We start from the raw sequence: 26,881 nt of genomic DNA on the forward strand, positions 1-26,881 counted from the left end.
CTGTTTGAAATAAAAGAGCTCGCATTAAGCGGGCTTTTTTATGTCTGCTTGGTTCAATTGTTTTAGCTCTAAGGTGGGAAGTGCTTTTTCTTCTCCCATCATATAGGGGTAGTCTGCTAGCGAAAGCATTTCTAAATCTTCTTCACTATTGCCATAAGCATAAATAGATTGGTAGTTTGCAAGATTGTATTGCTGCAGAATACGTAATTTCTTTTGTTCACAACTACAATCTTCTGAGCGATAACGACCTGTTAACAGCCCATCTTTAATTTCTGTTTGGGTACAGATCAGTTCAATATTTAGAAATTCACAAATGGGTGTCAAGTAAAGGTCAACCGAAGCCGACACCAGCACGATATGGTCACCGCGTTGTTGGTGTTGTTGAAGCTGTTGTAATAAATCCTGATCGAGTCGTTTAATCAGCTTCTGTGCATATTCTTGGGCAAGCTGCTGGACAAAATCTACAGAAATGTCTTTAAACATGCTTTGGAATAGCCGTGGTCGCATGGCATGCGCAGGGTAAAGGCGTAAATAGTAGGCTTGAATCCATGGCAGGATTTTCAAGCCCTTTTTGACAATATGACGTTTTGATAAAGCAAAAAAAATAAACCCTGTGAAACTGTCTTTTGGATAGAGTGTTCCATCAAAATCAAATAAAGCAAGATTTAGAGTTTTATGCGTTTCGCTCTTTGCATGCATGTTTCATATCGTCCATTAACGCGACTGGCGAACCAATTGGTGTTGTAGTCACGACTTAGTTTGGGGCCAGAAATAACGACTTCAGGCATCATTGCATAAATTGGTTCTTTGTTGGTTTTACTTTGATACAATTTTTGAACAGCTAAATAGGTTTGCGTATCTTCAAACTTTTTCTCTTTTTCTTTCTTTAAATCGGCACGAATCTGGCGTGGGGTGACCAAAATTTTATTGTTGGTAAACGCCGAGATCACTTCTTTTTCAGATTGGCTCAGTGCAGATTGTACATTTCCATCTTTATTATAAAGTAACAGGTCACCATCTAAATCAAGGTCTTTACCTTGTATGACTTCAAGCATCTTTTGAAAAGCTGCATTGCGGCTTGAATACATGCCTGAATTGTAATCGGCAAAACGGTAGATGGCTTTGTCATAATCAGCAGAATATTCCATCAAACGATGGATGCCATAATATAGACCACCATATTGGGTATAGAGATCATTACGTAGTTCGGCAATATTTCCGCTTTGGCGTTTATGCTCTTTGGCATAATTAATATGCACTTGCATAGAACCCAGTGTGGTAATCGGGTTCATTTTCTCGCCAATATCTTGTCCAACCAATTTCGCTGCGCCTGTTAGAGCACTGACATGATAATGTTTTGACATATAGTCAAAAATTTCACGATAGAGTAAGTCGAGTTCACGCTCAGTTCTGACTTTGCGCATTTGGCTCATATAGTTATTTTCTGGTGAAGGTTGGTTTTTGAGCACATCTTCAAAATAGCCAGCGACGGTTCCACCGATCGTTTCACCAAGCTTGGCTTCAAATTTTTCTTTAAGTCGGGTATTAATTTCCTTGACCGCCTTTTCACCTAGTCCAGGCACAGCAGGGTCTGCAACAAAGTTTGACTCTTGATCTACGACAGCGACAATACTGCATACATTTTGCTTGGTCTTGGGGATACTCAGTTGTTGCATGATATCAAAGATATCTTGTGACCAAGACTGGCGATCATTGACACGTGGTGGAAGAACTCTAGTGATTTGTTCTGCTTTCATTTCAGGTTCTTTACTATTTGACCACCAAGCATTATCGCCACAAGCCGCTAAGCTTATGCTGATTGCCAAAAGGCTGAATGTTTTGAGTAGAGGACGAGTCGAAAACGATTGGTTCATAATGAAGACAACACCGCACAAAAAGATGAGCCGAACGGGCGAATGAAGTATACTATGTTGATCAGAAATTGTAAGAAAATATATGTATATTGGTTCATATCAACTGTCAAATAATTTGATTGTTGCTCCGATGGCAGGCGTGACGGATAGACCGTTTCGGACGCTATGTAAATACTTTGGTGCAGGACATGCAGTCAGTGAAATGATGACTGCTGACAAGACCCTACGTATGAGTAAAAAGAGCTTGTATCGGGCTAATTTTGATGGCGAACTTGCACCAATTTCAGCACAAATCGCGGGTTCTGATCCAGAGCAACTGGCTGAAGCGGCACGTTATCAAGTGGCGAATGGTGCGCAAATTGTGGATATCAATATGGGGTGTCCAGCCAAAAAGGTTTGTAACAAGTTAGCGGGCTCCGCATTGCTACAAGATGAAGATCTCGTCGCGCGGATTCTTGATGCGGTGGTTGAGGCAGTGGATGTGCCTGTCACTTTAAAAACTCGTTTGGGTTTTTTGAATGGCCATGAAAATATTTTACGTGTCGCGAAACGCGCCGAAGAATCTGGAATTGCGGCATTAGCACTACATGGTCGTACCCGTGAAGATATGTATTTAAATACGGCACGTTATGAGTTGATTAAGCAGGTCAAAGAATTGATTAATATCCCATTGATTGCCAATGGTGATATTGATAGCCCAGAAAAAGCCAAATATGTACTGGATTATACGGGTGCAGATGCGATTATGATTGGGCGCGCTGCTCAAGGGCGACCTTGGATATTTAGAGAAATTGCGCATTATTTAAAAATGGGTGAGCATCTTGCTGCACCAGATATTGCCGAAGTTAAGACGGTGTTACTGGGTCATTTGGCGGAACTGTACCAGTTCTATGGTGAATACTCAGGTTGTCGTATTGCTCGTAAACATATTGCTTGGTATACCAAAGGCTTACGTTCAAGTAATGAGTTTCGTCAGAATATGTATAAAGTTGAAAATACGGCTGATCAAGCCAAAGTGGTGGAATCATATTTCGATCAGTTACTTGATCAAGGCCTACGTATGAGCGATGTGCAGGTTGAACACGTTAATTTATTAGATATTTAATAGTTGTTATTTTAGATTGAAAAAAGCCTGTAATTAAACTACAGGCTTTTTTGTTTGATTAGGTTAAATGTGCGGTGATTTTTTGCAGAATTTGCAAGATCACATCAAATTCACTTTGCAATGGCGTACTTTTACGCGTCACTAAAGCTAGTGTGCGGCTTGGTGCTGCTTCAATAGATTTCACTGCAATATCTTCATTGAAATGAATCATACTGTTTTTCAATGCAATCTCAGGTAACAGGGTAAAACCTAAATCTGAAGAGACCATTTCCACCAAGGTTGGCAATGAACTCGCTTTTAAGCGGTGATCATTTTTACGTTCGCCAACAGGGCAGGCACTGAGTGCGTGATCACGTAGACAATGTCCTTCTTCAAGCAGCATTAACCGTGACAGGTCCAAGTCATCTAAAGAGTTTGCGTTGGCTGCATTGGTATCTTGCTTGTTATATACAAGGAACAGGTGCTCTTTGGCAATTTCAGCAACTTTCAAACTACGCGTATCAAAAGGAAGTGCAAGCACGATCATGTCTAAATTACCGTGTTCCAGCTTCTCTACAATTTTCTCGCTTTGTGCTTCGTGTAGATGCAGTTGGATTTTGGGTAACTGTTGATGAACTTCATCGAGCAATTGCGTCAAGATAAACGGTGCAATGGTCGGGATGATACCGAGATGTAAATCACCGGTCAGTGGTTCACTCATTTCCCGACTCAAACGCATCAGGTCTTGGGCATCGGCCAGTAATACTCGTGCGCGAGCCACAACCTGTTCACCTAAGGGGGTTAAACGGACGTTTTGACGATCACGCTCAACTAAGACGCCACCTAATAAACGCTCTAATTCCATGATGCCACCCGATAACGTTGACTGGGTGACAAAGGAACGACGCGCTGCTTCAGTAAAATGTAAAGTTTCTGACAACGTAACTAAATATGATAGCTGTCTTAATGAGGGTAATGCAGCCATAGTGTCCTAGTGTGATGATCTAAAGTGGTGAGCAAACAAACCACTAAGTTGTGGAATGAAATGTGCAGGAATATCATGCCCCATTCCTTGGATTAATTCAAACTTAGCACCAGAAATTGCTTTTGCAACAGCTTTCCCGTGACTTGGTGGTAACAGGCGATCTTTTGAGCCATGTACAACCAAAGTCGGCTGAGTAATCGTCTTGTTCAATGGTAACAAAGAACCCGTACATAATATTGCTAAAAATTGTTGAAGTACACCCGCTGGATAGAAACTACGTCGATATAATTTACGAATGGTTTGAATTGACTCGACTGGGTTGACATAACCAGGGGAACCAATAATACGGAAAACATTCAAACTGTGATTGATAATCGTTTCTTCATCATGTCCTTCAGGTTTGCCCAATAAGCTAAAAAGTTGCTTTGGAAAAGGAGGAGGAAGAAAAGGTTGATTATTACTGGTAAACAACAAACCGATTTTTTCTACTTTTTCTGGATATTTTGCAGCAACAATCTGTGAGATCATCCCGCCCATAGAGGCGCCAATAATATAGGTTTTCTCAATACATAACTGATCAATCAGTAGGGCAACATCATCTGCCATATCATAAAGCGTATAAGGTGCGCCTTCATTACCAAGGCCAAACATGAAACGGCTCATCAGTTTCATGGTATTGAGTCGTTTTCCTTTATTACGAATTTTAGAAGATAAACCGATATCACGGTTATCAAAACGAACCACTCGGAAACCTTGATCAATTAAGGCCTTACAAAAGAAATCAGGCCAGAACAGCATTTGTGCACCCAGACCCATGATTAATAAGATCGTTGGATGCTCAGGGTTACCGCCCATTTCAACATGCAACTCAATCCCATTGCCCAAAGTGACTTTGGTTTCTTGCATAAATGAAGCATAAGGCGACACGTTAAATTGAAGGGCACTGTTCATGGTATTCGTTCCGAGTTGAATTCTTCTTATTGGTTGAGAGTTTACAGCAAGTTCTTTTCTCAGCAAACTCTCGTATTTAAACCTTAAACCTGTGCGGGAATCAAGTCTGGAACCAACTTGGTTAAGGTTAGACGTTGTTTTGCTGCAGTTGCACCAAGCAGGACAAATCCTCTTAAGGTGCCTTCACCATCAGCCGCTTTTGCTAACATGCCATCATCAAATTCTTCAGTTTCCCAATTCACATCAACATCAAGCGGGGCAGGTAAAACAGTCAATGGGGCAGCAGGTGTTTTTACCGCAACTGGCATGGCAGGGTAATGTACAGAGGTACTTTGACCACTTAGTGTTTTTGCCAAAGCTCGTGCTTGTTGCATGATCGGCATGACAAATGGCAACAAGGTACCATTCACTTCAGCACAGTCACCAACGGCATAGATATCTGCTTGATTGGTTTCTAAAAGCGTGTTGGTAATAATGCCACGACTGGTTTGGATATCTGCTGCTTTTGCCAAAGTAATATTGGGCTGCAAACCAATCGCAGAAAGTACAATATCCGCCACCAAAGTCTGACCATTGGCTAAAGTGACTGCGTAGTCTTCGCCGTCATTGATTTTCGATACTTTTTCTACGGTCGTAGAAAGTGCGAACTTGATACCCGCTTGTTCTAGATTGGTTTTGAAGGCTTCGGCAACATGGTTTGGTAATAAACGACCCAGAGGCTGTGCTGCAAGATCAATCACCGTGACATCATAATTGCTATGCAATAAGTCGTTGGCAAATTCACAACCAATTAAACCTGCCCCGAGAATAACCACGCGTTTGTCTTTACGTTTCGCGAGATTTTCACGGAAAGTACGATAGTCGATGAGTGAATTCACCACATGAATATCATCACTGCCATCGCCGGCGATGGCTAAGCGAATTGGATTTGCACCGACCGCAAGCACCAGTTTTGAATAAGGTTGAGTAACCGTTTCACCATTTTTTTCTAATGTGATTTCGTGGTTGGCTGCATTGATTTCTTTTACCCACGTTTCTGCTTCAATGCGCATATTCAGTTGGGTTGCCATTTTGTTGGCATCGCCTAAAGCAATTTGTTCAGGTGCTTTATTGCCTGCGAAGGCATTGGATAATGTTGGTTTTGCATAATTTACCGCATCATCCGCGCAGATCATAACGAGCTCTTGTTCAGGACTCAGTTTACGAAATTCTCGAGCAACGGTATAACCCGCCATACCTGATCCGATGATAACGATAGGATGCATTCTATTCTCCAATATTTTCTTATTTAAAAACAAACGATAGCAAAAAAAAGACCATGATCATTGTCACGGCCTTCTCGATCTATTTAGATTTCAATCATTTCAAAATCAGCTTTTGAAACGCCGCAATCTGGGCAAGTCCAATCATCTGGGATATCTTCCCATTTGGTTCCTGCTGCAATGCCGTCTTGTGGCCAACCTTCTGCTTCGTCGTAAATCCAACCACAAACGATACATTGATATTTTTTCATGTGACTCTCCAAACTGATAGGTATGCTCAAATTGCCTTTCAGTAAAACTATTCCATAATGTCGCTACGATCGCTGCAATAGAACTAACTTGTGTTGATCGGGAGTTAGATTTTTACGCAGAACGCCATTTAAGTAAAGTAAATGCAAGAGTTTAATCATTTATTCAAAAAGCGATATGGCAATTCTATCTGAAACTCTTGTTATTTGAGCAATTACTCTAATTTTTTACAGCAATATAAATGCTTATGTAATTAAAAATGAATAATCGTATGAATATAGTGTGTATAAAAAACAAACATTCAGAATCAAGTTATGATGAATCACAACAATGAAAACGGAGAATAGGGCATGGAAACTCTGTCATATAATATAAAAATTTATGCAACTCCAGAGAAAGTTTGGGAGGTTTTGTGGACACCTGAGAGTTATCAGGCATGGACAAAATTCTTTGCATGCGATTCAACCATGAAAACCGACTGGAAAGTGGGCGGTAAAACTTTTTTTGGTGATGGTAAAGGCAACGGCATGATCTCCACCATTGAAAGCATTGAAGAACCTAAAGAGATTGTGTTTAAACATCTTGGGATGATTCAAGATGGCAAGGAAGATCTAGACAGCGAGGAGGTAAAATCTTGGGCGGGTGCGCTAGAGAAATATATGCTGTTTGATTTTAATGGTGAAACGCAACTGCATGTTGAAGTAGATATTCAACCTGAACATGCTGAATTTATGAATAAAGGCTTTGATCAAGGGCTTGCCATGGTGAAACATTTGGCTGAAAAATAATTCATTCGTGAGTGGTTTCAGAGACTGAATTGCTGCGTTATCTCGATTCAAAAAGGGATCAATCTTGATTTTTTTGAATTGTCTGGTTGAAACAATACGAAAATGAGTTGTGATCTGCTATTCTATGTCACTTCATTTTTTACTTAATCGAGGCAGAGATGACGCAACAAAACGCTCAATCGACTTCTGAACAAACACTTTCCGAAAACGATTTAATCGCACAGCGTCATGCCAAATTAAAGCAAATCCAAGAGACTGCAAAACAAACGGGTAAGAGCCCGTGGCCAAACACGTTTAAACGTGAGCATTACACTGGTGATCTGCAAGAACAATTTAAAGATCAAGACAAGGCGCAAATTGAAGGCGCTGAAAAAGTTTATGTAAAAGTTGCGGGTCGTGTCATGCTCAACCGTGGATCATTCATTGTGATCCAAGACATGACAGGTCGTATTCAATTGTATGTGGACCGTAAAGGTTTACCTACAGACATTTTAGAAACCATTAAAAGCTTAGACCTTGGCGATATTATTGCAGCTGAAGGTTATATTGGGCGTTCTGGTAAAGGTGACTTATATGTTCACCTTGAAGGTTTTGAATTACTCACCAAATCACTGCGTCCACTTCCAGACAAATTCCATGGTTTAACGGATACTGAAGCCAAATATCGTAAACGTTATTTAGATTTGATCGTAAACGAAGAAACGCGTAAAACCTTTGAAATTCGGGCTAAAGTGGTTGCGGGTATTCGTGCATTCTTGACTAATGAACGTTTCATGGAAGTTGAAACGCCGATGATGCATGTGATTCCGGGTGGTGCATCTGCAAAACCATTTGTGACGCATCATAATGCGTTGGATATGGAGCTTTATTTACGTGTTGCGCCAGAACTTTATTTAAAACGTCTTGTGGTGGGTGGTTTTGAGCGTGTGTTTGAAATTAACCGTAACTTCCGCAATGAAGGGGTTTCAACACGCCACAATCCTGAATTCACCATGATTGAGTTCTATCAAGCTTATGCTGATTATAAGGATTTGATGGTACTCACTGAGAACATGCTTGAAAAATTGGCTTTAGATATCTTGGGTACAACTGATGTGCCTTATGGTGAAGAAGTGTATAGCTTCAAAGGCCCATTCAAGAAAATCTCAATGTTTGATGCAATTCTTGAGAATAATCCAGACTTTACGCCTGAAAATGTTAATGATCGCGAGTTCTTGGCGAAATTTACCAAAGATGTTCTAAAAGAGCAGGTGAAACCTGGTTTTGGTTTAGGTAAGTTGCAAACTATTGTATTTGAAGAAACGGTTGAAACTAAACTCCGCCAGCCGACTTTCATTACAGAGTATCCAGCGGAAACTTCACCACTGGCACGTCGTAATGATGATAATCCGCACATTACTGATCGTTTTGAGTTCTTTATTGGTGGCCGTGAGTTGGCAAATGGTTTCTCTGAGTTAAACGATCCAATTGATCAAGCTGAGCGTTTCCAAGCACAGGTTGCTGAAAAAGATGCAGGTGATGACGAAGCAATGCATTATGATGCTGACTTTATTGAAGCCTTGGAATACGGCTTACCACCGACAGCAGGTCAGGGGATTGGTATTGACCGTTTGGTGATGTTATTTGCCAATGCAGCAAGTATCCGTGATGTATTGTTATTCCCGCATATGCGCCGTAAAGATTAATTTACCGTTTATTCAAAAGCCACTTCAATGAAGTGGCTTTTTTTATTTTCATCATTAAAAAATAATTATTGCATTTGATGATTGAAAAGAGATCGTAAAAAAACGATCATGTGCACATAAATAAATTTGAGAACAGTTGAGACATGTTTCTAAAAAAATCGCTTTATGTCGCATTATTTGCTTCGCTTTCATCTGCAACATTTGCACAAGGTCTTATTTTAAATGATGCAAACCTGCGAACAGATCTTAACTGGCTGAATCAACAAGGTGTTATACAAATCAGTACATCGACTTGGCCAATCAGTGGGGACGAAATTCAACGTGCCCTATCTCAAGCTAAAGTGAGCAATAATGCTCAGCAAAAGGTGGTGAATTCAGTTGTTAATGCATTAAAAGCAGACAATGAAACGGTTAAAATTGGTTTACATGCGGGTTCTGATCTTAAAACTGTTCCTCAAACATTTGGTGATAATCAAAAATCACAATATCAAATTGCTGCGGAATTTAATGCAGGTGGTGAGAATTGGGATGCCAAACTGCGTGTCAATGGGGAAAAGGATCCATTAATTGACAATGGACACGATGCCAATGTTGAAGGTTCTTATCTAGCAGGAAAACTCTGGAATCAATGGGTAATTGCGGGTCAGATTCCGACCTACTGGGGACCAGGCCATGATGGCAGTTTGATCCGTGGTGATGCGAGTCGTCCTGTTTATGGTGTCACTGTTCAGCGCGCTGTTCAAAATGCATTTGAGACCAAATGGTTGTCTTGGATTGGTCCATGGCAGTACCAAGCCTTTGCTGGGCAATTAGATGACTATAAAGCTGTACCAGACACAAAATTGATTGGGCTGCGTTTTACTGCTCAGCCTTTACCTTATTTGGAACTTGGCGCTTCTCGAGCAATTCAAATTGGGGGCAAAGGCCAGCCGAATAGCTTTAAGGCTTATTGGAATGCAATGATTGGTAAAGACAATGGTTGTGATGATAGTGGCTGTGTAGGAGATGACAATGCATCTAACCAAATTGCTGGTTTTGATGGACGTTTATTGCTGCAGCCTGTGCTGAACGTACCAGTAAGTTTATATACTCAATTTGTTGGTGAAGATGAAGCGGGTGGATTACCGGCGAAGTACCTTTATCTTGCTGGCGCAGATTTTTCATCAAGCTATAAAAATATGCCTTATCAACTTTATGCTGAGTGGGCGGATACCCGTACCAATGGTGAGGTAAAAGGCGTTTCATATAGCCATCATCAATATACAGATGGTTATTACCAACATGGTTTTTCATTAGGTCATGCAATTGGCGGGGATAGTCAAATGTACTCGGTCGGTGGTGATATTCGTTTTGACGTGATGAATCGTTTAAGTGGTCGTGCAATTTATGCCAAAGTGAACCAATCAAACTTGGCTATTAATGCTGCATTTCCAAAACAAGATACCGTAAAAGGTCTTGATTTGACTTGGACGCATTATTTGAAACCGACAATTCCTTTAAAAGTGAATGGTTGGGTGAGCGACTCTGATTTAAACGGAAATGACGGTGGTGTTTCAGTAGGGGTTGAAATTCCATTAGAACGTAAAATGTTTGGTTTCTAACAGAAGCTAAGTGATTGGAAAAGAAGCCTTTCGGCTTCTTTTTTTGTGTTTTATTTATGTGAAATAGGTTGTATTGATATTCCAGAATATTATTTTCATATCATAATTTTGCATATTGATATGAAAAAACAAGCTAAAGAACTGAATCTAAATTATTATAATGAATAACCTTTACTCAGTAGTATATCCTGCTGCAAGTAAGAATATCGATATCATGAAAAATTGGAGTTGTTATGGCACTCGTTCCTCCACACAGTCTTCAAAGTGGTGGTTTAGTACCGCTTATAGATTTTATGGATAGCATGGATAAGGAGGAAATTGTACATGACTGAAAATAGATTGACTCACCTCAAGCAACTTGAGGCAGAAAGTATTCATATTATTCGTGAAGTTGCAGCTGAATTTGAAAACCCTGTGATGCTTTACTCGATTGGTAAAGATTCAGCGGTAATGTTGCATCTGGCATTAAAAGCCTTCTATCCAGCAAAACTCCCATTCCCGTTACTGCATGTAGATACGGGTTGGAAGTTTAAAGACATGATTGCTTTTCGTGACAACATGGCGAAAACGCACGGCTTTGATTTGATCGTACATCAAAATGTTGAAGGGCGCGATGCTGGCATTAACCCGTTTGATCACGGTAGTTCAAAATATACCGACATCATGAAAACCCAAGGTTTAAAACAAGCCTTGGATAAGTACCAGTTCGATGCTGCTTTTGGTGGTGCGCGCCGTGACGAAGAAAAGTCGCGTGCCAAAGAACGTGTCTATTCTTTCCGTGATAATAAGCATCGTTGGGATCCTAAGAACCAACGCCCAGAACTTTGGAATCTTTATAACGGTAAAGTGAACAAAGGCGAAAGTATTCGCGTATTCCCATTGTCGAACTGGACTGAGTTGGACATTTGGCAATATATCTACTTAGAAAATATTCAAATCGTTCCGCTTTATTTCTCTGCAGTTCGTCCAGTGGTTGAACGTAGTGGTACGTTGATCATGGTGGATGATGAACGTATGCGTTTAAAAGAGGGTGAAGTTCCACAAATGAAATCGGTACGTTTCCGTACACTTGGCTGTTATCCATTAACAGGTGCAGTTGAGTCTGAAGCAGATACGTTGCCTGAAATTATCCAAGAAATGCTTTTAGCCACCAGCTCAGAGCGTCAAGGTCGTATGATTGACCATGATGAGGCGGGCTCGATGGAAAAGAAAAAGCAAGAGGGTTATTTCTAATTTCCTTAAGCAAGTTCCTCTTTTTAAAGAGGGATTTAGGGAGATTAAAAGCGATTTCAAAAGAATATGTGGAGTTTTGAGCAATGTCTCATCAATCAGATCTTATTAGCCAAGACATCTTGGGATATTTAAAACAGCATGAACAAAAAGATTTATTACGCTTTTTGACCTGCGGTAACGTCGATGATGGTAAAAGTACCTTAATTGGTCGCTTACTTTATGATTCAAAATTGATTTATGAAGATCAATTGCAAGCGGTGACCCGTGACAGTAAGAAAGTCGGAACAACGGGTGATGCACCTGACCTTGCATTATTGGTTGATGGTTTACAGGCTGAGCGTGAGCAGGGTATTACCATCGATGTGGCTTATCGTTATTTCTCTACCGAAAAGCGTAAGTTCATCATTGCGGATACCCCAGGGCATGAACAATATACGCGTAACATGGCGACTGGTGCATCCACTGCTGACCTTGCGATTATCCTGATCGATGCACGTTATGGTGTGCAAACCCAAACTCGTCGCCATTCATTTATCGCAAGCTTATTGGGTATTAAAAATATCGTTGTTGCGATTAATAAGATGGACTTGGTTGAATTCTCAGAAGCACGTTTCAATGAAATCCAAGTTGAATATGATGCTTTCGTGAGCCAACTCGGTGATCGTCGTCCTGAAAATATTGTGTTCGTACCAATCTCGGCACTGAATGGCGATAACGTGGTGAATCCATCTGCAAGCACGCCGTGGTACGAGGGTCAAACCTTGATGAGCATTCTTGAATCTGTGGAAATTAAACGCGAATCAAATAAACATGAATTCCGTTTCCCAGTTCAATATGTGAATCGTCCAAACCTCGATTTCCGTGGTTTCGCGGGTACGATTGCCTTGGGTGAAATCAACGTCGGCGATGAAATTGTAGCTTTGCCATCTGGCAAAAAATCAACGGTGAAAGAAATCGTCACATTTGATGGCAACCTTGAACAAGCTGTTGCTGGTCAAGCCGTGACTTTAACCTTAAATGATGAAATTGATATTTCTCGTGGTAACGTATTAGTACGTGCAGGCGAGCAACCATTGATTTCACGTAGTGTGCGTGCATCAGTAGTCTGGATGAATGAACATCCGTTGGTGAAAGGCAAGCTGTACAACGTCAAAATTGGTACGCAGACAGTGCCTGCTAAAGTCACTGCAATTAACTTCCGTGTCAATGTCAACACATTAGAGCATACTCAGGTTGAAGAGCTTGAGTTGAATGCAATTGCGGATGTTGTCGTTGAGTTTGATGCGCCAGTCGTGTTTGATCAATACCAAGATAGCCGTTACACAGGTTCATTTATCTTTATTGACCGTCTAAGCAACGTAACAGTTGGTGCGGGTATGGTTGAAGCTGCTGTTGAATGGACAGCGCATAGCAATCCTGTGACTGCGGAAGATCGTGCGGCACGTTTAGGTCAAAAACCTGCGGTGATTGGCGTGTCAGCATCATTGGTTGAGAAAGCTCAAGCTTTAGAAAGCTTGCTGATTCAACAGGGTGTAGTTGCGATTGCGAAAGCAAATTTAACGGCTGAGCAAATTGTATTGTTGCGTGAAACAGGTGTTGTAATTATCACGACGACTGTTGAAGGTACAGATACCGAGATTGCTGCTGAAACGGTTGAAGAAGCTGCTGAAAAAGTGGTGGAATTGGTTCGTCTTTAATAGACAGAATTGATTTGGAAAAACCCGCTTAAGCGGGTTTTTTGTTGTATCGTGTATACACGATATTTTTATATAACTATATTTCTAATAAATGAAACTTGAAACTCTAAATAAAAATGCTGAATTCTATATCGCTTCACTAGCTCTGGGAGTTTTAGAGGGAATGCAACAGGGTATTATTTCTCCTGAAGCTGGAATATGGTCTTTAGCAAGGCCGAGCTTTTCTAATGAAGTCTTAAAATCCACAATAATTTCTGACGATCTGAAATATGTAATCGCATGTTTTGATGAGATTGATGCTTTATCTAGCTTTGATGGTGGAGAGGGAATGCAACAGCAAATGATTAATGAATTGAAACAGAGATGTCTAAGTTGTTTGCAGGGAGTTGATTATAAAAATATTGATATGAAAATGACATCTATAATAAATGATGAAGATAATTTATAGATTATGTCAGATTGTTCCACCTATCAAGGAGGCGGAACAATCAAAAAATTAAAAAATATTTTGGGTTTTTTGAATTAAATATTCTCTTATATCTTTAGGGTAATCTTGAATCATCTTCAAAAAGACTTGCCGATCACCTTGATACAAAGCACGGGTTGCTTCTTCGTAATTCGGCATATTGCCCAACATGGCCGACATAAAGCGGTCAGTCGCTTGCTTGGCAAGCATGATATTACTTTCAGATGTAGGATCATTCAGCGCTTTATCAATCAATTTTCGAATCACTGCTGATGCACTGGCACTTTGTTGATCTAACCAATCCCAATGTTTTTTCTGTAAAGTAATTTCACGAGAAATAACGCCAAGTTTTGGTCGCCCAACTTTTTTGGTTGGTTCAGGCTCACTATAACGCTGTTGAATTTCGTGGTCAGAACCGGAAAGGTCGAGATCAATTTGTTGACCAGTTTGATCGTTAAAGAACAAAATATTTTCCGTTATCTGAGGAATACGCTTAATCTTCAAGGCAAGATCAGCAGGAGTGCCATTTGCAATCAAGCTATTGCCACTGAATGCAGTATAGGTCGTTTGAATATTCATTCTAATCGCATATTTTTATCTGGGTAAAATGATATTATCAGGGTAAAAATAAATTAGCAACTCAGCAAGCAAGTAAAGTCTGATGTTATTCATATTGCTTGTCTGAATGAGGAGATAAAAATAATGAAGATCACCAAGCATTTTGAATTTTTATTCTGTTTTGAATAGGCTTTTATGAGACAATGTTTTTTTTATTTTTGTGTATTAGGACTCCCATGATTGAGCAATCTCCTGAATCTTTAAGCGATATCGAAATTTTAGACATTTTACAGTCTATGAAAAAAGATAAGCTGGATACGGAAGCAAATGAGATGATCCGTAATGGGGGGAAAGCTGGGCGTCAAGAAGCACATAAACAAGCTTTGGTCGCACTCAGTACAAGCTTCGAAGAGAAGTTTGTAGAAGCAGTGACATTAGCATTAGGCTTGAACGCAGGCCAGGCCAAAAAAATCCGTTATAAAAAAGACCGTATCCGTATTCTAAAAGTGCGTGGTATTGATTATCTTGCAATTGACGGTGCTGAAACGGCTCAGGTCTTGGCTCAAGTTGCACAAGCCATTGGCCGTGAAGATGCGACTGTAACGCACGATTTGCATAATATTTTCCCATTCTGGAAAGAAGGTTGGCCGATGGTTCAGTTTGATAATGCCTATAAAATTCTTTCAGAAGATATCAGTATTCATTATCAAGCCGTACTTGACGAGTTAATTTCATTGTATGGTGGAAATTAAGGGATTTTAAACATCCTGCCCTGATGCGGTTTTCAATAGAAAATAACAAGGATTGTTAATTTTATGACTTTAGCACCGAAGATTCCGCCAGAAGCACTCAATGTACTCAGAGCAGGGCAATTGATTGATGCAATTAAGATCACGCGGGAAAAAACAGGTCTAGGCCTTAAGGAATCTAAAGATTTAATTGATCAGTATTTGCAAGATCATCCACAAGAGCAGGCACAGATTCAAGAACAATTGGCACAGCGTAGTCGCGGTGGTATTAAAGTCTTTATTTTGATGCTCCTGATCTTTGCTGCCGTGATCTGGTTCATGATGAAATAAAAAAGCCCATGATTGGGCTTTTTTTATGAGCTATTTAGCTTAGTCTTCTTGAGCCACAGATGTGTCATTTTCTAGACTAGGGGTAATTTGTGTGACTAGCAATTGGTCAATTTTATAGTGGTCGATGTCCACAACTTCAAATTTGAAACCAGCATATTCTACCGCATCGGCAGGGCGCGGAATTTTGCGTAGACGATACATAATAAAACCAGCAATTGTTTCGTAATTTTCATTATCTGGAAATTCTTCAATGGCTAAGGCATGTTTCACATCTTCAATTGGTGTGCTGCCATCAATCAGCCAAGAATGATTATCACGCTTAATAATCTGTTGTTCCTCATCCATTGGCGTGACCCAATCGCCCATGACCGTGATCATAATGTCACTCAGCGTAATTACCCCTACAACCAAAGCGTATTCATTGATCACTACTGCAAACTTCTCTTTGGTGGAGCGGAAACGATCAAGTAGTTCTGACAGGGTCAATGTGTCAGGAATAATCAGCACATTACGAATAATCGATTCATTGAGTTGGGTAAAAGATTGGTTATGTAAAATACGAACCAGAATATCTTTGGCATCGACATAGCCAATCACTTGGTCAATATGCTCGCTACACACTAAAAATTTTGAATAAGGGTGATCAGCCAGTTTTTGGCGAATACTTTTTTCAGCTTCATCCAAAGTGAAATAAACAATATTTTCTCGTGCTGTCATACTGGATGGAACAGTACGTTCCTCAAGCTCAAATACATTTTCGATGAAATGATGTTCTTGTTTTTGTAAAACACCGGCTTGTGCACCGGCATTTACGATGGCAGAAATATCATCAAAGGTCATACTGTCATCGCGTTTGGTATCAATTTTAAAAATTCTAAAAATTGAATTGGCAATGATATTAATGACCCATGCTAAAGGCCGGCAGATTTTAATAAAGATGATAATTGGATTGATGACTTTAATTGCTAATTTTTCTGGAAAGATCATGGCCAAGCGTTTTGGCATTAAATCAGCAAATAAAATAAATAGGGACGTGACGGTTAAAAAAGATAAGCTGAATCCGATGGTATCTGCCCATGGCCCTGGATAAAGTTCCGTTGCCAAATTGTGGAAGTAGGGGCGCAATGATGATTCACCGACAATACCACCCAAGATCGCGACTGCATTGACGCCGACTTGAGTTGAGGCAAAAAAATCTGCTGAGTTTTCTTGTAACTCAATCACTTTATTTGCTCTTTCCTCACCGCTTTCAGCGATGAGTTTGAGTTTGAGTTTTCGTGATCCAGCAATCGCGATTTCAGATAAGGATAAAAAGAATGAACATGCGACTAGAAGGACTAGAATCATCATGCTTTGGAAAATATCCATACATCACCTATGTTGATAGGACACAGCCTATAAGTTCGCTTATGCAAATAATTGTTTGTTACGCATTATTTCACTCGCTTATTCTGTAAGAGAATATAATCTATCAATAAGTAAAAGAAATAAGTTTTTATTGATATTATTATTAAAACAATCAGCCACACCTAAGATATGGCTGAAATTTCATCTTATTAATCTGCTTAGTTAAAAAAAGCTGTGTGGTAATTGTGAATTGCCATTATTCAACAAATACTCACGATTTTCTTCCTCAATCATTTGGCGAGCAACAAACAGGATTAATTGTCTGAGCCAACGATGTGCAGGATGATGATGTAATAACGGACACCAAGCCATTTTTAATTCAAACTCTGGAATATAAAAAGGAGGATCCTTTATAACCAGTCGTGGATTTTGGGTTTGTAAACGCGCCATACGGGTTGGTAAGGTTGCGATTAAATCTACATTCTGCGCTAATAATGCCGGCATTTGATAATGGCGGGTAAAGACTGAAATTTTACGGCGTTGGCCAATACGTTCCAATGCCTGATCAATCCAGCCTAATCCAGCTTGTTTTTCTGGATTGACACCAAAGCCCACACCCATACCTGTTTTAGACACCCAAATATGCTGTGCATCTAAATAACTTTTTAAATTGAGGTGAGTAACTGCAGGGTGTTTGTCATTTAAAATACAGCTAAAGCTATCACGCCAAACTAGAACTTGGTGGAAGCTTTGTGGGATTTCATTGAAACGGTTAATCGCTAAATCAACTTTACCTTGTTCCATATCGCGATAAGACACATCACTTGGCGTTAAGAAGTCCAAAACTACATTGGGTGCTTCGGAACGTAGTGCCTTCACTAAACGTGGTACAAGGGTCGCTTCAGCATAATCGGATGTCATAATCCGGAACACGCGGTTACTGGTATAAGGACGGAATTCGGTACGAGGTTCAAGAATCATTGAAAGGTCTGACAATGCATCTCGAATACGAGGTTGTAATTCTAATGCACGTTCAGTTGGCGTCATGCCTTCAGAAGAGCGAATGAGTAGGGGATCATTAAACAAATTACGTAAACGACGTAAAATATTACTCATTGCAGGTTGGGTAACACCCAGTTGTTCTGCTGCACGGGTGACATTTTTTTCACGAAGAAGTACATCAAGATAAATTAATAAATTGAGATCGACCCGCTCCAGATTCATAAAAAAAATACCGAAAATAAAATCCTTAAATTGTCTTGAATTATGACATATCTAAAGCAATTTGTGTAACTTAATCCTACATAAAAGCGACAGTAGCGTTATGTGTACAGTAACTTGGCACATTCTGTTGATTTATTTAATTTAGCGAATTACTTGTGGGGATTTTACTTGCTGTAGATTAGACAAAAGCGCAGAAAAAAATTGGATTTTTTTAGGTTTTGAATCTTCAAAATCCAGAGTTTTATGAACTGGAGAGTCTAGAAAATAGTACTGGAATTGGTTTGTTAAACTTGTTGTTGTATTTTGAAAATATAATAAAAACATTGTCTTAAGTGTAATTTTTTGCCTTTTTGAAAAATGTTTATACATATATTTTTTTAGAAAATACTGAAGATTAAGCCAGAATATTGGATAAATCGCTTGCCAAAGACTAAGCTTTGAGACATGTTGATGGGGCGCTTGAAATCTAGACTAACTAAAATCAGGATTTCCTAGCCCTCATTCGATGCCAATCCTCAAAGGAATATATCATGACTACATATCAAACAGCGATTGATGCAATCCGCGAATTAAAAGCAAAATTTGGCAACACTTGGGCAGATATTAGTCCTGAAGATGCTGCTCGTATGCAATTGCAAAACCGTTTCAAAACTGGTTTAGACATTGCTAAATATACAGCTGCGATTATGCGTCGTGATATGGCTGCTTATGATGCTGATTCTAGCAAATATACTCAATCATTAGGTTGCTGGCACGGTTTTATCGCGCAACAAAAAATGATCGCGAATAAAAAATACTTTGGTACTACTGAACGTCGTTATATCTACCTTTCTGGTTGGATGGTTGCTGCACTTCGTTCAGAATTTGGTCCACTTCCTGACCAATCTATGCATGAAAAAACATCTGTTCCTGCATTGATCGAAGAAATCTACACTTTCTTACGTCAAGCTGATGCAAAAGAATTAAACGATTTATTCCGCGCACTTAAAAAAGCAAACGAAGCGGGCGATACGGCTAAAGCTGCTGAAATCACTGCTCAAATCGACAACTTTGAAACTCACGTTGTGCCAATTATTGCGGACATCGATGCTGGTTTCGGTAACGAAGAAGCAACATACTTGCTTGCTAAGAAAATGATCGAAGCGGGTGCTTGTGCACTTCAAATCGAAAACCAAGTTTCTGATGCGAAACAATGTGGTCACCAAGCTGGTAAAGTAACTGTTCCACACGAAGATTTCATCGCTAAAATCCATGCATTACGTTATGCATTCTTAGAAATGGGTCTTGATGATGGTATCATCGTTGCGCGTACTGACTCTGAAGGCGCTGACTTGACTCAAAAAATCCCAGTGGTTAAAGAGCCAGGTGACATCGCTTCTCAATACATCAGCTACTTAGATACAACTGAAATCGACATCGCTGATGCGCAAGAAGATGAAATCCTAATCAAGCGTGATGGTAAATTACACCGTCCTAAGCGTTTAGCTTCTGGCTTGTATCAGTTCCGTGCTGACACTCAAATTGACCGTGTTGTACTTGACTGTGTATCTAGCCTTCAAAATGGTGCTGACCTTCTTTGGATCGAAACTGCGACTCCAAACGTAGAAGAAATCGCTCACATGGTTAACCGTGTACGTGAAACAGTTCCAAATGCGAAGCTTGTTTATAACAACAGCCCATCATTCAACTGGACTTTAAACTTCCGTCAACAAGCTTACGACCGTTGGGTTGCTGAAGGTAAAGACGTTTCTGCTTACGACCGTGCTAAGTTAATGAGCGCTGAGTACGATGCGACTGAATTAGCTGCTGATGCAGATGCTAAGATCCGTACATTCCAAGCAGATGCTGCTCGTGAAGCAGGTGTGTTCCATCACTTGATTACTCTTCCAACTTACCACACTGCTGCTCTTTCTACTCATGAGCTTGCACAAGGTTACTTCGGTACTGAAGGTATGTTGGCTTATGTTGCTGGCGTACAACGTAAAGAAATCCGTGGTGGTATCGCTTGTGTTAAACACCAAGCAATGGCGGGTTCTGACATCGGTGATGATCACAAAGAAATCTTCTCTGGTGACAACGCTCTTAAAGCACACGATGATGCTAAAAACACAATGAACCAATTCGCTGCTCACTAAGCACTGAACTGATTCAAGAGAAACCCTGCGAAAGCAGGGTTTTTTTTTGTTGTTTTAAAATAAATGCTCAAGACTGAATCTTTGTTTCAAGAAAACTAATTATGGTCTTTCTGATTATTAGTGATCAGACGTTTTCTATTGAAAGAGTTTGTTCAATGAGAGTAGGTTTATCTTTATTAATCTAAGGACGATGTAAAAGAGACTTTATTTAAAAAGAGCAAGTGAATTGAATGGCTGAGTTGAATGGTTCCATCAAAATATAGACATAAAAAAACTGCTCATAAAGAGCAGTTTTTTTAGTTTGGGAAATAATAAATTATTTCTCAACACCCGCTGGTTGACCTGCAAGTTTTGCATTTGCATAGTCCCAGTTTACTAGGCTTTCTAAGAAAGTCGCGATGTATTTAGGACGTAAGTTACGGAAGTCGATGTAGTAAGCGTGTTCCCATACGTCGATAGTTAATACTGCAACTTGGCCATGTGCAAGTGGAGTGTCTGCATTGGCAGTTTTAGTAATCGATAATTTACCGTTTACTTCATCAGCCACTAACCAAGCCCAACCTGAACCGAATTGAGTTGTTGCAGCAGCAGTGAATTCTTCTGCAAACTTTTCGTAGCTACCAAAAGCTTCTTCAATTTTCGCTGCAATAGCGCCTGTAGGTTTACCTCCACCATTTGGTTTCATGCTGTTCCAGTAGAACGTGTGGTTCCATACTTGCGCAGCATTGTTAAAGATACCTGCTTTAGATGCATCGCCAGCAGATGCTTTGATGATTTCTTCTAAAGTTTTACCTTCAAGGTCAGTACCTTTGATTAAGTTGTTTAAGTTAACAACATAAGTATTGTGGTGTTTATCGTGATGGTATTCTAAAGTTTCGCGAGTGATGTGTGGCGCTAAATCATCATAGCCATATGGAAGTGCAGGTAAAGTAATGGTTGTCATGTTTCATTCCTTGCAAATTTGCTGGGTTTTACATTAAGTGCCTTTATTGTAAATGATTCTATAGACAATAGGGCAGTCTTTTAATACACAAAATATGCAAAAAATTTCGTTATGAGACATATACGATACAACAATGATTAGAGTTTTTAGCTCGTTTAGTGAACGTTGCAAAAGACTCTAACCTGTTTTTAGCGAGATGCTGACCTAAGTTCAGCGGCTATGAAAATTACGAGGCTCTGGCTTGTAAAGCATCATGATAACGACGATTCACTTCATCCCAATCGATAACATTATAAAAGGCAGCAATATATTCAGGACGACGGTTTTGATATTTTAAATAGTAGGCATGTTCCCATACATCTAGACCTAAAATAGGTGTATTGCCATGCATCAAGGGTGAGTCTTGGTTGCCACTACTTTCGACCACTAATTTATGTTTAGGCGTGACGCTCAGCCATGCCCAACCACTGCCAAAACGACTAATCGCTGCTTTGGTAAATGCATCTTTGAAAGCATCAAAACCACCCAGTTGTTGATCAATTGCTTCTGCAACCGCTCCAGTAGGTTCTCCACCGCCTTGTGGGCTCATGATCGACCAAAACAGTGAATGATTGGCGTGTCCGCCACCATTATTGATCACCATATTTTTAAGGTCTGCTGGAACTTCATTCACTTTGGCAACCAATTCTTCTACAGGGAGTTTTTCCCATTCTGTCCCTTCAATTGCACCATTGATATTATTGATGTAAGTCTGATGATGTTTGCTATGGTGAATTTCCATTGTTTTGGTATCAATATTGGGTTCAAGTGCATCGTAAGCATAAGGAAGCGCTGGTAAAGAATAAGCCATGTGTTTGATTCCTTTTAATCAAAATGATTTTATTGGCATAAATTAAAGCGCCTTCATTATTTATTTAAAAGTAAATGAGAATCAATATCTTTTAATTTGCTTTTATCTATATAAAAAGGGATAAAAAATAAATTTTATTTATCATTGCTTTTATTAGGTATTGAGTTGGCTGAGAAATACGATTAAGTATTTGATTCTTATCTTATTTAAAGTAGCAGTGGTATTGCACTGAGAAATACCTGATTATTTCAATCACTCAAGTTACACAGCTATTGGTTTAAACCTTGAGTTGAAATATAAAGGGAAGGAGTGAACGAACTTCACTCCATTCAACATTGGGTCGGGTTAAATCGGGTTGTTGAGTTCAAAATACTCAGTTTCGATTGAAAATTGTTTGGCAATGGCTTGTGCCAAACGCTGCACACCATAACGTTCAGTGGCATGGTGACCACAGGCGAAATAATGTACCCCAAGTTCTTTTGCCTCATAGAACGTACGTTCGCTGACTTCACCAGAAATATAAGCATCACAATCTGCTTGAGCTGCTTTGGGGATAAAGTCTTGAGCACCACCTGTGCAGAAGCCTACTTTTTTGATTAGCGTTTTATCACTCGGCAGATGAATTATATTAAAGTCAAAAATGCTCTGTAACTTTGCTTTAAATTGTTCAGGGCTCAGCGAATCGTCTAAATAGGCAATGTTGCCAATTGGATGCTTTTCACTTGGATCCAAAGCTTCCAAATCTTTTAGACCGATCAAATCGGCAATAGCGACGTTATTGCCGAAAGTTGGATGTGCATCCAAAGGTAAATGATAGGCTATCAGGGAAATATTATTTTGAATCAGTTTCTTGATACGGTTGCCACGCATGCCTGTAATTGGGTAGGGTTCACCTTTCCAGAAATAGCCATGATGAACAAGTAAGGCATCGGCTTGTTGGGCAATTGCAGCATCAATTGCATCTTCAGATGCAGTCACAGCACATACAATTTTATTGACTTCGGGCTTGCCTTCGATTTGTAAGCCGTTTGGAGCGTAGTCTTTAAATTCATTGGCTTTTAAAGTCTGATTACACCATTGCACAATGTCATGCAAATTTGCCATGTGATTCCTCAAATGTTTTACATCTTTTCTCGGTAACAATAAGAACATATTTTTAAATGTAACTAAAGCTAGACAAAACTTTTTTAACTTTTGCATTGATTTTAAGCAATTTACTTTACAATAGTGGAAACTTCCAGTTCTTCAATAAATTACGTTCATCACATAATTTCGCCTAGAGGATAATAGACGTGCGCCGTGCATTTACATGGTTACCTTGGGTATTACTCATTCTTGTTATTTTTAGTTTTCTGGCTTGGCAGAAATCACATCAACCGAAGCCAACGGTGGCTGCTGATGGGGTGAAAATGCCCGCAGAAAAGGTTGAACCACTGATTGATACCACGCGTACGGGTGGGGTGGTTTCGTATAGTGCTGCGGTCAAAGTAGCAGCGCCTGCTGTGGTCAATATTTTTACCACGCAAAAAGTGAAACAGATGAATCATCCCTTGTTGAATGATCCTGTGTTTCGAGAGTTTTTTGGCAATCAAATGCCGCAGCAACCTCAAAACGAAAACAGTTTGGGTTCAGGCGTAATTGTACGTGCGGATGGTTATATTTTAACGAATAATCATGTGATTGCGCAGGCTGAACATATTGTCGTGGCTTTACAAGATGGGCGCCGTGCTGAAGCGACTGTGATTGGCACTGACCCGGACACCGATTTGGCGGTAATCAAAATTGAATTGGACAAATTACCGGTGTTGCCATTTAAATTGAGTGGCAATGAAGTAGGTGATGTTGTGCTTGCGATTGGTAACCCATTTGGCGTTGGTCAAACTGTAACACAGGGGATTATCTCCGCAACTGGACGTTCGGATTTGGGTATCAATACCTATGAAGACTTTATTCAAACCGATGCTGCGATTAACCCAGGTAACTCGGGTGGAGCATTGATTGATGTTGCGGGTAATTTGATTGGGGTCAATACGGCCATCTTCTCGCAATCGGGTGGTTCACTTGGGATTGGTTTTGCGATTCCTGCCCAGGTTTGTCAGCAAGTCCTTAATTCAATCTTGAAAGATGGGCGTGTGGTACGTGGTTGGTTAGGGATTAGTTTAATTCCAAATAATCTTGATGAAGATGTTTTGACCGCTAAACCGATTGGTGTCACTGTTGCAGATGTCTTACGTGGCGGACCATCTGATTCTGCAGGTATTAAACGTGGTGATAAGATTATTCAAGTAAATAATGAGCAGATCTCTTCAGCATCGCATTTGATTAATTATGTTGCATTGCAAGCACCAGAAAGTTTAATTGATGTGGTAATTGAGCGTGAAGGCAAGCAACAAACGCTACAGGTTAAAGTTGGAGAGCGTAAAGTGCAGCAGAATGCACAATCGCAATATATTCCATTGCCTAAGCGTCAACAGTAACGTCGCTTTGATGATAAATAAGGGCTGCCAATGAGCAGCCTTTGTTTATTTCAAGTCATAAAAAAAGCGTGTTGACCGACTGATCAACACGCTTTTTGCATTTTATCGACTTTTTTATTTTTTATTAAAGCATCGAAATTTGATGGTTTGATGACAGCGCTTTGATGTTTATATGACAGAGATAAAACACGAGCTATCTGCTTCAATGTGCACAAAATGCTTGATTGAAGTATTCAAATAAATCAGGGGTTTGAAACCAGATTAAGATCGAAAGACTCATCAAGCACAGAAGTGTGACAAACAATAGCAACTTAAAATGACGTTCTATATTAGTCATGAATCACAGCCTCTTCATTCACGAAAAGATGGATGACCACACCAAAAGCACTGAGCACTAAACAGGCGAGCCAGATCATATTGTAGTTGCCTGTAATATCGTGATTAACTCCACCGAGCCAGCCACCAAAGAATGAGCCGATTTGATGGGTAAAGAACACAATACCACTGAGCATGGATAAATATTTGACACCAAACATATTGGCCACAATCCCGTTGGTAAGCGGAACAGTTGAAAGCCAGAGTAGTCCCATGATGATCCCAAAACTATAAACGGTCAATGTGCTGAGTGGGAGCAGTAGAAAAGCAATAATGGCAATACCGCGTAAACCATAAAGTAGCATCAGTAATTTGGGTTTTGAGTAGCGATCACCTAACCAACCAGCGCCATAGGTTCCCACAATATTAAATAGACCGACCAGTGCCAAGAATATTGTACCTGTTGTGGCATCAAAGCCATGATCTATTAAATAACCAGGCAGATGTACGCCTAAAAATACCACTTGGAAACCACAGACCAGAAATCCGAGGGATAACCACCAAAAGGGTTTATGTTTTCTTGCGATATGTAAAACTTGTTTAAAGCTTAAGCTGGGCTGATTCAGCGCTTTAGGTACTGGAGAAGAAGGGGATTTCAATAACCAAGCCAAAGGGATAATGAATGCAATAGCAAAGGCACTCACCAGTAATGCAGAAGACCAACCGATGGTTTTAAGGAGTAACAGGGTTGATGGCAGCATAATAAACTGCCCAAAGGAACCCGCAGCACTGGCAATCCCCATGACCATACTGCGTTTCTCTGGTGGTGCAGCGCGACCAACCGCAGAAAGCAATACGGTAAAAGAGGTTGCAGATAAGGCGAGTCCAATCACGAGCCCTAAGCTGAGGTTCAGTAATAGCCCCGTAGAGCTAAATGCCATAAGGACTAAGCCAATGGCATAGAGTGCGCCCCCCGCCATAACGACTCTTTTAGTACCGTATTTATCAGCAATCGCACCTGTAAAGGGTTGTGCTGCCCCCCAAATCAGGTTCTGCATGGCAATTGCAAAACTGAAAATATGATGGCCCCAACCAAAACTATCGCTCATCGGTACCAGATATAAACCAAAGCCATGGCGTACACCCAATGAAAGTGCAAGAATCAGCGCGCTTCCGATCAGCATCATAATTAAGGTTTTAGAGAAACTAGAATCTTGGTTGTTGTTCATACGCTGTCCGTATTTATCATTTGCTATAGGGGCTTTCAGATGATGATTGAACGATATTAAAATAGATTACAACTATAATCTATAATAACGTGTATTGGGAATGCTAAAATACTTTCCATTTATAGATGATGAATTGCTGATTCTTTATTTTTATTGAGTTAAGAAGGTTTGCTTATGCCACGTGTGTCTAAAAAGTTAGCGATCGAAAACAGGAAGAATATTGAACATGCGACGTCGCGATTGATACGGGAAAAGGGCTTTGCAGTCAGTGTTGCAGATTTAATGAAAGCTGCAGGCTTAACACACGGTGGATTTTACAAACATTTTCAGAATAAAGATGAGTTGATTGATATCGCATGCCAAGATATTTTTTTGCAATCTGTAAGTAAGTGGGAGTTCATCATAAATGGGGCTGATGATGAAAAAACCGCATTGCATGAAATTTTTAAGGCTTATTTATCTGAACGAAACTTGGAAAATCCTGGATTAAGCTGTCCTTTATCTTCTTTAAGTAGTGATATTGCAAGAGAACTTAACGACAAGCCTGTGAAGCAGACATTTCACCAAGGTGTGGAATCATTGCTTTCTATTTTAACTGGGCTGAACGCTTTAAATCTTAAAGATCAAGCGCAGATGTCTGAGCGTGCTATTATTCAGTTGAGTTTGTTATCAGGTGCACTCACATTGGCTCGATCAGTTGACCATGCTTTGGCATTATCTATACTTGATACCGTCAAGCGTCACTTATTAGAACAATATTAACTATGAATTTTTGGTCAATAAGCATGGATTGGTTTTAATGACGAATCAATAAAACAGAAATAACTTAAAGTTACTCCTGTTCTATGC

Annotated in this window: 25 protein-coding genes; 12 read left to right on the forward strand and 13 right to left on the reverse strand. The window is 39.9% G+C overall.

Annotation, left to right across the window (positions count from 1 at the left end; all coding sequences use genetic code 11):
* Positions 1–24: 24 nt before the first annotated feature.
* Entirely contained in the window at positions 25–699 is a 675-nt protein-coding gene (locus F993_RS16345; protein ID WP_004652688.1) for an HAD-IB family hydrolase, read from the reverse strand.
* Positions 666–1,874: a DUF1615 family protein gene (locus F993_RS16340; RefSeq protein ID WP_004652690.1), complete on the reverse strand. Its 1,209-nt coding sequence runs from the start codon at positions 1,872–1,874 to the stop codon at positions 666–668. The genes F993_RS16345 and F993_RS16340 overlap by 34 nt, the downstream gene beginning before the upstream one ends.
* Positions 1,875–1,956: 82 nt before the next feature.
* Between F993_RS16340 and dusB the strand changes: the two genes are divergently transcribed.
* Complete coding sequence (dusB, locus tag F993_RS16335) at positions 1,957–2,979, forward strand: tRNA dihydrouridine synthase DusB (protein ID WP_004652691.1); 1,023 nt, start codon at positions 1,957–1,959, stop codon at positions 2,977–2,979.
* A 58-nt stretch (positions 2,980–3,037) separates the two neighbouring features.
* On the opposite strand, the gene oxyR is transcribed toward dusB, so the two are convergent.
* From oxyR to rubA, 4 genes are all read right to left on the reverse strand, one after another.
* Entirely contained in the window at positions 3,038–3,943 is a 906-nt protein-coding gene (gene oxyR, locus F993_RS16330) for a LysR family transcriptional regulator OxyR (protein ID WP_004652692.1), read from the reverse strand.
* A 6-nt stretch (positions 3,944–3,949) separates the two neighbouring features.
* Positions 3,950–4,894, reverse strand: coding sequence for an esterase EstB (estB, locus tag F993_RS16325; RefSeq protein WP_004652693.1), 945 nt, complete (start codon positions 4,892–4,894; stop codon positions 3,950–3,952).
* Positions 4,895–4,977: 83 nt separating this feature from the next.
* Entirely contained in the window at positions 4,978–6,159 is a 1,182-nt protein-coding gene (gene rubB, locus F993_RS16320) for a rubredoxin reductase RubB (protein ID WP_004652694.1), read from the reverse strand.
* A gap of 83 nt (positions 6,160–6,242) precedes the next feature.
* Positions 6,243–6,407, reverse strand: a complete 165-nt coding sequence (gene rubA / locus F993_RS16315; RefSeq protein WP_000760495.1) for a rubredoxin RubA — start codon at positions 6,405–6,407, stop codon at positions 6,243–6,245.
* Positions 6,408–6,755: 348 nt separating this feature from the next.
* On the opposite strand from rubA, the gene F993_RS16310 reads away from it, so the two are divergent.
* The 6 genes from F993_RS16310 to F993_RS16285 all read left to right on the forward strand — a co-directional run bounded on the left by F993_RS16310 (position 6,756) and on the right by F993_RS16285 (position 13,857).
* Entirely contained in the window at positions 6,756–7,193 is a 438-nt protein-coding gene (locus F993_RS16310; protein ID WP_004652695.1) for an SRPBCC family protein, read from the forward strand.
* A 158-nt stretch (positions 7,194–7,351) separates the two neighbouring features.
* Entirely contained in the window at positions 7,352–8,878 is a 1,527-nt protein-coding gene (lysS, locus tag F993_RS16305; RefSeq protein WP_004652696.1) for a lysine--tRNA ligase, read from the forward strand.
* Between the two features lie 143 nt (positions 8,879–9,021).
* Positions 9,022–10,479, forward strand: coding sequence for a capsule assembly Wzi family protein (locus F993_RS16300; RefSeq protein ID WP_004652698.1), 1,458 nt, complete (start codon positions 9,022–9,024; stop codon positions 10,477–10,479).
* A 324-nt stretch (positions 10,480–10,803) separates the two neighbouring features.
* Positions 10,804–11,712 carry a sulfate adenylyltransferase subunit CysD gene (gene cysD / locus F993_RS16295; RefSeq protein ID WP_004652700.1) on the forward strand — a complete coding sequence of 303 codons (909 nt, stop codon included), beginning with the start codon at positions 10,804–10,806 and terminating at the stop codon, positions 11,710–11,712.
* An 83-nt stretch (positions 11,713–11,795) separates the two neighbouring features.
* Positions 11,796–13,409, forward strand: coding sequence for a sulfate adenylyltransferase subunit CysN (gene cysN, locus F993_RS16290; RefSeq protein ID WP_004652701.1), 1,614 nt, complete (start codon positions 11,796–11,798; stop codon positions 13,407–13,409).
* Between the two features lie 91 nt (positions 13,410–13,500).
* The gene (locus tag F993_RS16285) at positions 13,501–13,857 is read left to right on the forward strand and encodes a hypothetical protein (RefSeq protein WP_004652702.1); all 357 of its coding nucleotides are present in this window, start codon (positions 13,501–13,503) and stop codon (positions 13,855–13,857) included.
* Between the two features lie 48 nt (positions 13,858–13,905).
* Here the strand turns inward: F993_RS16285 and F993_RS16280 are convergent, their stop codons facing one another.
* On the reverse strand, positions 13,906–14,454 hold the full coding sequence (locus F993_RS16280) for a DUF2239 family protein (RefSeq protein WP_004652703.1): 549 nt from the start codon (positions 14,452–14,454) through the stop codon (positions 13,906–13,908).
* A 215-nt stretch (positions 14,455–14,669) separates the two neighbouring features.
* Between F993_RS16280 and F993_RS16275 the strand changes: the two genes are divergently transcribed.
* Together F993_RS16275 and F993_RS16270 are read left to right on the forward strand one after the other, a co-directional pair.
* Entirely contained in the window at positions 14,670–15,185 is a 516-nt protein-coding gene (locus F993_RS16275) for a hypothetical protein (RefSeq protein WP_004652705.1), read from the forward strand.
* A 63-nt stretch (positions 15,186–15,248) separates the two neighbouring features.
* A complete protein-coding gene (locus F993_RS16270; RefSeq protein ID WP_004652706.1) occupies positions 15,249–15,512 on the forward strand; it encodes a ribosomal protein L7/L12 in 264 nt (87 codons plus the stop codon).
* A 39-nt stretch (positions 15,513–15,551) separates the two neighbouring features.
* Here F993_RS16270 and F993_RS16265 read toward each other — a convergent pair whose 3' ends face one another.
* Both F993_RS16265 and F993_RS16260 read right to left on the reverse strand, forming a co-directional pair.
* Positions 15,552–16,880: a polyamine export protein PaeA gene (locus tag F993_RS16265; protein ID WP_004652707.1), complete on the reverse strand. Its 1,329-nt coding sequence runs from the start codon at positions 16,878–16,880 to the stop codon at positions 15,552–15,554.
* 201 nt (positions 16,881–17,081) lie between these two features.
* Entirely contained in the window at positions 17,082–18,083 is a 1,002-nt protein-coding gene (locus F993_RS16260; RefSeq protein WP_004652708.1) for a LysR family transcriptional regulator, read from the reverse strand.
* 530 nt (positions 18,084–18,613) lie between these two features.
* Here F993_RS16260 and F993_RS16255 point away from each other — a divergent pair.
* A complete protein-coding gene (locus tag F993_RS16255; RefSeq protein WP_004652709.1) occupies positions 18,614–20,218 on the forward strand; it encodes an isocitrate lyase in 1,605 nt (534 codons plus the stop codon).
* A 316-nt stretch (positions 20,219–20,534) separates the two neighbouring features.
* Here F993_RS16255 and F993_RS16250 read toward each other — a convergent pair whose 3' ends face one another.
* The 3 genes from F993_RS16250 to F993_RS16240 all read right to left on the reverse strand — a co-directional run bounded on the left by F993_RS16250 (position 20,535) and on the right by F993_RS16240 (position 23,115).
* A complete protein-coding gene (locus F993_RS16250; protein ID WP_004652711.1) occupies positions 20,535–21,161 on the reverse strand; it encodes a superoxide dismutase in 627 nt (208 codons plus the stop codon).
* Positions 21,162–21,387: 226 nt separating this feature from the next.
* Complete coding sequence (locus tag F993_RS16245; protein ID WP_004652712.1) at positions 21,388–22,011, reverse strand: superoxide dismutase; 624 nt, start codon at positions 22,009–22,011, stop codon at positions 21,388–21,390.
* Positions 22,012–22,356: 345 nt separating this feature from the next.
* Positions 22,357–23,115: a Nif3-like dinuclear metal center hexameric protein gene (locus tag F993_RS16240; RefSeq protein ID WP_004652713.1), complete on the reverse strand. Its 759-nt coding sequence runs from the start codon at positions 23,113–23,115 to the stop codon at positions 22,357–22,359.
* 188 nt (positions 23,116–23,303) lie between these two features.
* Between F993_RS16240 and F993_RS16235 the strand changes: the two genes are divergently transcribed.
* Positions 23,304–24,488 (forward strand): trypsin-like peptidase domain-containing protein, encoded by a 1,185-nt coding sequence (locus F993_RS16235; protein WP_004652714.1) that lies wholly within the window; start codon positions 23,304–23,306, stop codon positions 24,486–24,488.
* Between the two features lie 329 nt (positions 24,489–24,817).
* On the opposite strand, the gene F993_RS16230 is transcribed toward F993_RS16235, so the two are convergent.
* Positions 24,818–26,032 carry an MFS transporter gene (locus F993_RS16230; protein ID WP_004652717.1) on the reverse strand — a complete coding sequence of 405 codons (1,215 nt, stop codon included), beginning with the start codon at positions 26,030–26,032 and terminating at the stop codon, positions 24,818–24,820.
* Positions 26,033–26,206: 174 nt separating this feature from the next.
* Here F993_RS16230 and F993_RS16225 point away from each other — a divergent pair, with 174 nt between their 5' ends.
* Positions 26,207–26,794 carry a TetR/AcrR family transcriptional regulator gene (locus tag F993_RS16225; RefSeq protein WP_004652718.1) on the forward strand — a complete coding sequence of 196 codons (588 nt, stop codon included), beginning with the start codon at positions 26,207–26,209 and terminating at the stop codon, positions 26,792–26,794.
* Positions 26,795–26,881 lie beyond the last annotated feature (87 nt).

Origin of the sequence: Acinetobacter proteolyticus (genome assembly GCF_000367945.1) — a bacterium.
GTDB classification, from domain to species: domain Bacteria; phylum Pseudomonadota; class Gammaproteobacteria; order Pseudomonadales; family Moraxellaceae; genus Acinetobacter; species Acinetobacter proteolyticus.

What these genes read in the sequence shown, in the direction of transcription:
- lysS (WP_004652696.1), top strand. Translation starts at nt 7,352, where the DNA reads ATGACGCAACAAAACGCTCAATCGACTTCTGAACAAACACTTTCCGAA.
- estB (WP_004652693.1), bottom strand. Translation starts at nt 4,894, where the DNA reads ATGAACAGTGCCCTTCAATTTAACGTGTCGCCTTATGCTTCATTTATG.
- cysN (WP_004652701.1), top strand. Translation starts at nt 11,796, where the DNA reads ATGTCTCATCAATCAGATCTTATTAGCCAAGACATCTTGGGATATTTA.
- dusB (WP_004652691.1), top strand. Translation starts at nt 1,957, where the DNA reads ATGTATATTGGTTCATATCAACTGTCAAATAATTTGATTGTTGCTCCG.
- F993_RS16340 (WP_004652690.1), bottom strand. Translation starts at nt 1,874, where the DNA reads ATGAACCAATCGTTTTCGACTCGTCCTCTACTCAAAACATTCAGCCTT.
- F993_RS16265 (WP_004652707.1), bottom strand. Translation starts at nt 16,880, where the DNA reads ATGGATATTTTCCAAAGCATGATGATTCTAGTCCTTCTAGTCGCATGT.
- F993_RS16245 (WP_004652712.1), bottom strand. Translation starts at nt 22,011, where the DNA reads ATGGCTTATTCTTTACCAGCGCTTCCTTATGCTTACGATGCACTTGAA.
- F993_RS16285 (WP_004652702.1), top strand. Translation starts at nt 13,501, where the DNA reads ATGAAACTTGAAACTCTAAATAAAAATGCTGAATTCTATATCGCTTCA.
- F993_RS16270 (WP_004652706.1), top strand. Translation starts at nt 15,249, where the DNA reads ATGACTTTAGCACCGAAGATTCCGCCAGAAGCACTCAATGTACTCAGA.
- F993_RS16310 (WP_004652695.1), top strand. Translation starts at nt 6,756, where the DNA reads ATGGAAACTCTGTCATATAATATAAAAATTTATGCAACTCCAGAGAAA.
- F993_RS16225 (WP_004652718.1), top strand. Translation starts at nt 26,207, where the DNA reads ATGCCACGTGTGTCTAAAAAGTTAGCGATCGAAAACAGGAAGAATATT.
- rubA (WP_000760495.1), bottom strand. Translation starts at nt 6,407, where the DNA reads ATGAAAAAATATCAATGTATCGTTTGTGGTTGGATTTACGACGAAGCA.
- F993_RS16300 (WP_004652698.1), top strand. Translation starts at nt 9,022, where the DNA reads ATGTTTCTAAAAAAATCGCTTTATGTCGCATTATTTGCTTCGCTTTCA.
- F993_RS16240 (WP_004652713.1), bottom strand. Translation starts at nt 23,115, where the DNA reads ATGGCAAATTTGCATGACATTGTGCAATGGTGTAATCAGACTTTAAAA.
- F993_RS16275 (WP_004652705.1), top strand. Translation starts at nt 14,670, where the DNA reads ATGATTGAGCAATCTCCTGAATCTTTAAGCGATATCGAAATTTTAGAC.
- F993_RS16255 (WP_004652709.1), top strand. Translation starts at nt 18,614, where the DNA reads ATGACTACATATCAAACAGCGATTGATGCAATCCGCGAATTAAAAGCA.
- oxyR (WP_004652692.1), bottom strand. Translation starts at nt 3,943, where the DNA reads ATGGCTGCATTACCCTCATTAAGACAGCTATCATATTTAGTTACGTTG.
- F993_RS16260 (WP_004652708.1), bottom strand. Translation starts at nt 18,083, where the DNA reads ATGAATCTGGAGCGGGTCGATCTCAATTTATTAATTTATCTTGATGTA.
- F993_RS16230 (WP_004652717.1), bottom strand. Translation starts at nt 26,032, where the DNA reads ATGAACAACAACCAAGATTCTAGTTTCTCTAAAACCTTAATTATGATG.
- rubB (WP_004652694.1), bottom strand. Translation starts at nt 6,159, where the DNA reads ATGCATCCTATCGTTATCATCGGATCAGGTATGGCGGGTTATACCGTT.
- F993_RS16250 (WP_004652711.1), bottom strand. Translation starts at nt 21,161, where the DNA reads ATGACAACCATTACTTTACCTGCACTTCCATATGGCTATGATGATTTA.
- F993_RS16345 (WP_004652688.1), bottom strand. Translation starts at nt 699, where the DNA reads ATGCATGCAAAGAGCGAAACGCATAAAACTCTAAATCTTGCTTTATTT.
- cysD (WP_004652700.1), top strand. Translation starts at nt 10,804, where the DNA reads ATGACTGAAAATAGATTGACTCACCTCAAGCAACTTGAGGCAGAAAGT.
- F993_RS16280 (WP_004652703.1), bottom strand. Translation starts at nt 14,454, where the DNA reads ATGAATATTCAAACGACCTATACTGCATTCAGTGGCAATAGCTTGATT.